This is a genomic window from Candidatus Polarisedimenticolia bacterium, from assembly GCA_035764505.1.
Classification (GTDB): Bacteria; Acidobacteriota; Polarisedimenticolia; order Gp22-AA2; family AA152; genus AA152.
The window spans coordinates 1-5,434 of sequence record DASTZC010000120.1; the positions used below are offsets into that span (position 1 = coordinate 1).

Here is a 5,434-nt window from a genome sequence, read left to right on the forward strand (position 1 = left end):
CAATGCCTGCACGGCCAATCTCTGCAGCAGCGGATCCTGCGGTGCCTCCTACGTGCCCACCCCCGGCTGCTGCGCCGAGGATGTCCATTGCGACGATGGCAATCCCGCAACCACCGACCGGTGCCTGGCGGCAAGCTGTGAAAACGCGCCGCCGGCACCGTGCACCGACGCCGGGCAATGCGACGATGCGAACGCTTGCACGAGCGACACCTGCGTCGGAGGGAACATCTCCGGACTGAACTTCAGCGGCACGAGCGACTACGTGACCATGGGATCGGCGGCCGGCGAGACCTCGCTGGGGGCGCGGAGCTTCACGCTCGAAGCCTGGATCCGCCGCGACGGCGCCACCTGGGGGGCCACCACGAGCACCGGCACGGGCGGCGTGACCGCCGTGCCGCTGGTGTCCAAGGGACGCGGGGAGGCGGAAGGGTCGAACGTCGACTGCAACTACTTCCTCGGGATCACGGCGGCAGGCAGGCCGGTGGCCGACTTCGAGCAGTTTGCCGCGGCCGGGGGCTGGAGCGCGGGGCAGAACCACCCTGCCTGCAGCTCCGCCAGCATCACCGATCAGAGCTGGCACCACGTGGCGGTCACCTACAGCACGGCCGCGGGATGGCACTTCTACATCGACGGCGTGGAGGGCACGACCGCCGACGGATCGAGCTGCACCACCTGCTCGCCCGCCGGATCCTGCCCGCAGAGCCCGGGAGTCGAACCCCGCTACGACAGCATCCAGCATTTCGGCCTGGGGACCGCCATGACATCGACGGGTGCGGCCGCCGGCTTCTTCGCCGGCGTCTTGGACGAGGTCCGCATCTGGAACCGTGCCTTGACGCCGTCGGAGATCCTGTCCGGTCGCGATCAGGAAATAGCGTCGGGGACCGGCTTGATCGGCCGCTGGGGGCTGAACGAGAACGGCGGCACCGTGGCGGGAGACTCGACGGTGCCGGCGCAGAACGGCACGCTGGTCAACAGCCCTGCCTGGAGCCCTGCCGACAAGGCTCCGATGGGCGCAGGATTGTGCCAGCACGCGGCGGCGAATCCCGGCGCCCTCTGCCGCGCCGCGGCCGGCGTCTGCGACGTGGCCGAGGTCTGCAACGGTTCGAGCGTCTTCTGTCCGGCCGACGGGAAGCAGCCCGACGGCATGTCGTGCTCCGATGCCAACCCCTGCAATGGGATGGAAACGTGCTGGACGGGGAGCTGCGCCGCCGGTACGCCACTTCCCGCTCCGGCGGAGGTCGCCAACCTGCGCTTCGATCCGGTCACTCTGCGCCTGGTCTGGGATCCGATCCTCGGGGGGGCGCTTCCGGTCACCTACGACGTCACGCGCGGTATGACCAGCCAGCCTCCGATCGGCGGCGCTCCAGGCGCGTCCTGCATGGGATCCGGGATGGGCGCGTCGGAGCTCGACGACGCGATGATGCCCTCGGAAGGGGAGAGCTATTGGTATCTCGTCCGGGGCCACGACCAGTGCGGTGTCGGCACCTGGGGAATGGGTTTCGAGGGTGCCGCGTCGACGTCGCGCCTGGTCGACGCCTGTCCCTGATGCCTGAATGATCTCCGGCGCGGCGGGCTCCCTTGCGGAAGCCCGCCGCGCCGGTTCTTCCCCTGGTCAGCCGCGGCGGCTTTCGGCACCCTGGGTCGACCTCGCGGCTGCGGCCTGCCCCGGCGGATCGCAGGGTAATCAACCCCGATCCTTCACGCGGGCACCCGGCACGCCTCTTGCCTGATCTCCCGACGGATGACGCAACTCGTCGAATTGCAGCGGATGTCGGCTGGATTTTTCGCGGCATCTGCCGCAACGACCGCAATCGCTGCGGTTTCTTGCGTGGGTCGCGCCGGAGAAGAGCTAGGCGTCGGGGGAGGGATCCCGCGGCGCTGGGGAGGAGACAGATGGACATCAAGATGAAGCCGAAGACGTATCAGTACGAGGTCGAGGTGCGCTGGAGCGGCGAGAAGCGCGGCGCCCTTACCGCGGCCGGCAAGCAAGGTCTCGAAGTGGCGAGCCCTCCCGAGTTTCGCGGTCATCCGGGGATCTGGAGCCCGGAGGACCTGCTCGTCGCGGCGGTCAACTCCTGCACGATGACCACCTTCCTGTCGGCTGCCAAGCGGCGCGGGATCGACCTGATCTCCTACGAGTGCGACGCCATTGGCACGCTGGAGACGGCCGAGGGGGTGTTCCGCTTTACCCGGGTCGTCCTGAAGCCGCGCATCGTCGTCGGACGGCCCGAGCAGATCGACGTGGCGCGGGAGGCCTTCCACGAGGCGGAAGCCGGCTGTCTCATCGCCAACTCGATTCTGGCGAAGGTCCAGGCCGACCCGAAGATCACGGCAATCGTGCCGGCCCACATCGGGATCGCGAGCTAGGGCGGCCTGCGTAACGCCGGATCAGAGGGGCGGCTTGGCGCCTTTGCGGGGAGATTCGCGGATCGGGCGGATGGGACGCACCTCGATGCCGCCGACGGCGGCGGGAGGAATCCCGGAAGCCAGCTGGATGGCTTCGTTGAGATCGCGCGCCTCGATGAGATAGAAGCCGGCGAGGGCTTCCTTGGTCTCCACGTAAGGGCCATCGGAGACCGACATCCTGCCCTGGCGCACCCGGACGGTAGTGGCAGTGGAGACCGGCTGCAGCGCTTCAGAGGCGACGCAGTGGCCGCTGTCCCGCAGCCGGGCGTCGTGGGCCAGGCACTCGCGATCGTCCATCTCCGCCAGCTTGTTCTCGTCGCCGTAGACGAGGCAAAGGTACTTCATGGAGCGCTCCTTCAAGGCTCGAGGGATTCCGGAAGCGGCCGGCTTGCGGCAGCAGGGCGGTCCAGGCGGGCCTCAAGCCCGCTCGTAGGCGTCCTTCAGCTTCTGGATGTCCAGCTTCACCATCTGCATCATCGCCTGCATGACCCTGCTCTTCCGGGCCGCGTTCTTGTCCTGGATCATCTCGAGCAGGATGGTCGGAGTGATCTGCCATGACAGGCCGAAGCGGTCGGTGAGCCAGCCGCATTGCATCGCCTCTCCGCCGGCGAGCAGCTTGTCCCAGTACTCATCGATTTCCTGCTGCGTCCGGCAGTGCACGACGAAGGAGATTGCCGGCGTGAGGGTGTAGTGCGAGCCGCCGTTGATCGCCGTGAGCTCCTGGCCGTCGAGGGTGAAGTCCACGGTCATCACCGAGTCCTTCGGACCCGGACCTTCCGCGCCGTAGCGGGTGACGGTGTTGATCTTCGAGTTCTTGAAAACCGAGGTGTAGAACTTTGCGGCCTCCTCGGCCTGGTTGTTGAACCACAGGAACGGCGTGATCTTGGTCGCCATGTCGGCTCCTTTCAGGAGGTCATGATGGCCCCCCAGGCTCAGGTTACCTGCATCCGGACCGAGGGGGTACTCTCGTCTCTCACCTTCTGGTCGAACGGCCTGGGGCCGGATCGACAAGGGGCCAGGCCTTTTTTCGCGCGCGGGGCGCTTTCAGCCGAGCTCGACCAGGCGGCGCTTCAGAAACCTCTTCTCCGCCTCCTGATGAGTGAGGGCCAGGGCGCGTTGGTAAGCGGACCGGGCTTCCTCGGTCCGCCCCAGCCGCCGGCAAAGATCGGCGCGCACCGCATGGGCCAACCGGTAATCAGCCAGCTCCCCATCGGCCAGGATGGCGTCGACCAGCGCCAGGCCACGCACCGGGCCGTCGCGCATTGCCACGGCGACGGCGCGGTTCAGCGCGACAATGGGCGAAGGCTCCAGACGCAGCAGAAGATCGTACAGGCCGACGATCTGGCTCCAGTCGGTGGCGGCGAATTCGGGCGCCTCGGCATGCACCGCGGCGATGGCGGCCTGCACGGTGTAGGGACCGAAGCGCCGCGAGGCGAAGGCCTGCCGGACGAGGGCCGACCCCTCGGAGATTTGTCGGCGGTTCCAAAGGGAGCGGTCCTGATCTTCGAGGAGGACCAGGTCGCCCGAAGTTGAAAGGCGGGAGGTGCGGCGTGCCTCGTGAATGAGCATCAGCGCCAGCAGCCCCATGGCTTCGGGCTCGGGCATCAGCTCCAGGAGGAGACGGCCCAGACGGATCGCCTCGGCGGAGAGGTCGGGCCGCGTCAGCGTCTCTCCCGAGCTGGCGTCATAGCCCTCATTGAAGACGAGGTAGACGACGCGCAGGACCGCTTCCAACCGCCCGGGCAGCTGATCCGGCGGGGGCACTTCATAAGGGATGCGGGCATCGCGTATCTTGGATTTGGCCCGCACGATGCGCTGCGCCAGCGTAGGCGCCGGCGCCAGATAGGCCGCGGCGATCGCTTCGGTCGTCAGCCCGCACACCTCGCGCAGCGTCAGCGCGACCTGCGCGTCGGCGGCCAGCGCCGGATGGCAGCAAGTGAAGATCAGCCGCAGGCGGTCGTCTTCGATGGCCGGCGCATCGACCTCCGCCTGCGGCGCGGGCGCATCATGCCGCTCGGAGTCGAGGGGCTCGAAGCGCGCCTGCCGCCGGATGCCGTCGATGGCTTTGAAGCGTCCGGTCGAGACCAGCCACGACTTGACGTTCGCCGGGACGCCGTCGCGCGGCCACTGCTCGAGCGCCGCGCGGAAAGCTTCGTGCAGCCCTTCCTCGGCCAGGTCGAAATCGCCCAGGAGGCGAATCAGCGTGGCCAGGACGGCGCGCGATTCGCTGCGGTAGATCGCGTCGATGAATGCCGCGGTGATGGCTGTCTCCTGGCTCATGGGGACCTTGTCGAGCAGGATGCTCCGATGGAGAAGCCCGGCCGCGATTTCTCTCCTCCGGCGGGGAATTTCCGGAAGCGAGGATTGTAAGCTCGGCAGAGGAGGGACGGCCAATGGTCAATGACCTGGAAGTGCGTTCCCGGCTGAGGCAAGATGGGACGGCCGCGAAAAAAACGGCTCGCTCTGTCGATTGACGGTCCCGCCGTTCGACCTATCCATGGAGGCGGGGATGGACCCCGCCTCCCTAATCAGGAGATACGACGATGCGCGTGATGGTGATCGTGAAGGCGACCAAGGACTCCGAGGCGGGCGTCATGCCTTCGGAGCGGCTTCTGAGCGACATGATGAAGTTCAACGAGGAGCTGGTGAAGGCGGGAATCATGCAGGCGGGTGACGGCTTGCAGCCAAGCTCGAAAGGGAAGAGGGTGAAGTTCAGCGGCAGCGGGCGCTCTGTGGTCGACGGTCCTTTCTCCGAAACCAAGGAGCTCATCGCGGGCTACTGGCTTTGGAAGGTGAAGTCGATTGACGAGGCCGTCGAGTGGGTCAAGCGCTGCCCGAACCCCATGCCGGGCGATTCGGAGATCGAGATTCGTCCCCTCTACGAGGTTACCGATCTCGACGCATCCCCCGAGCTGGTTGCCAGGGAGAAGGAGCTCACCAGGAAGATCGAAGCCCAGAAGAAGAGCTGAGGGAAGCCGCTCGGGTCTCCGTGGTGGGGAGCCTCTTGACATAGACCAATAAATATGGT

General features: G+C 67.0%; 6 protein-coding genes. 3 read left to right on the forward strand and 3 right to left on the reverse strand.

All coding sequences use genetic code 11. The features are described from left to right. Both VFW45_08565 and VFW45_08570 read left to right on the forward strand, forming a co-directional pair. A partial coding sequence (locus tag VFW45_08565; GenBank protein ID HEU5180832.1) for a LamG-like jellyroll fold domain-containing protein occupies positions 1-1,546 on the forward strand: 1,546 nt, incomplete at its 5' end. Positions 1,547-1,893: 347 nt separating this feature from the next. After that, the gene (locus tag VFW45_08570) at positions 1,894-2,367 is read left to right on the forward strand and encodes an OsmC family protein (GenBank protein HEU5180833.1); all 474 of its coding nucleotides are present in this window, start codon (positions 1,894-1,896) and stop codon (positions 2,365-2,367) included. 21 nt (positions 2,368-2,388) lie between these two features. Here VFW45_08570 and VFW45_08575 read toward each other — a convergent pair whose 3' ends face one another. From VFW45_08575 to VFW45_08585, 3 genes are all read right to left on the reverse strand, one after another. Further along, on the reverse strand, positions 2,389-2,751 hold the full coding sequence (locus tag VFW45_08575) for a YciI family protein (GenBank protein ID HEU5180834.1): 363 nt from the start codon (positions 2,749-2,751) through the stop codon (positions 2,389-2,391). A gap of 72 nt (positions 2,752-2,823) precedes the next feature. Further along, positions 2,824-3,300, reverse strand: coding sequence for a VOC family protein (locus tag VFW45_08580; GenBank protein ID HEU5180835.1), 477 nt, complete (start codon positions 3,298-3,300; stop codon positions 2,824-2,826). Between the two features lie 150 nt (positions 3,301-3,450). Further along, on the reverse strand, positions 3,451-4,686 hold the full coding sequence (locus VFW45_08585) for an RNA polymerase sigma factor (protein ID HEU5180836.1): 1,236 nt from the start codon (positions 4,684-4,686) through the stop codon (positions 3,451-3,453). Positions 4,687-4,949: 263 nt separating this feature from the next. On the opposite strand from VFW45_08585, the gene VFW45_08590 reads away from it, so the two are divergent. Further along, positions 4,950-5,375 carry a YciI family protein gene (locus VFW45_08590; protein HEU5180837.1) on the forward strand — a complete coding sequence of 142 codons (426 nt, stop codon included), beginning with the start codon at positions 4,950-4,952 and terminating at the stop codon, positions 5,373-5,375. Positions 5,376-5,434: the final 59 nt, after the last annotated feature.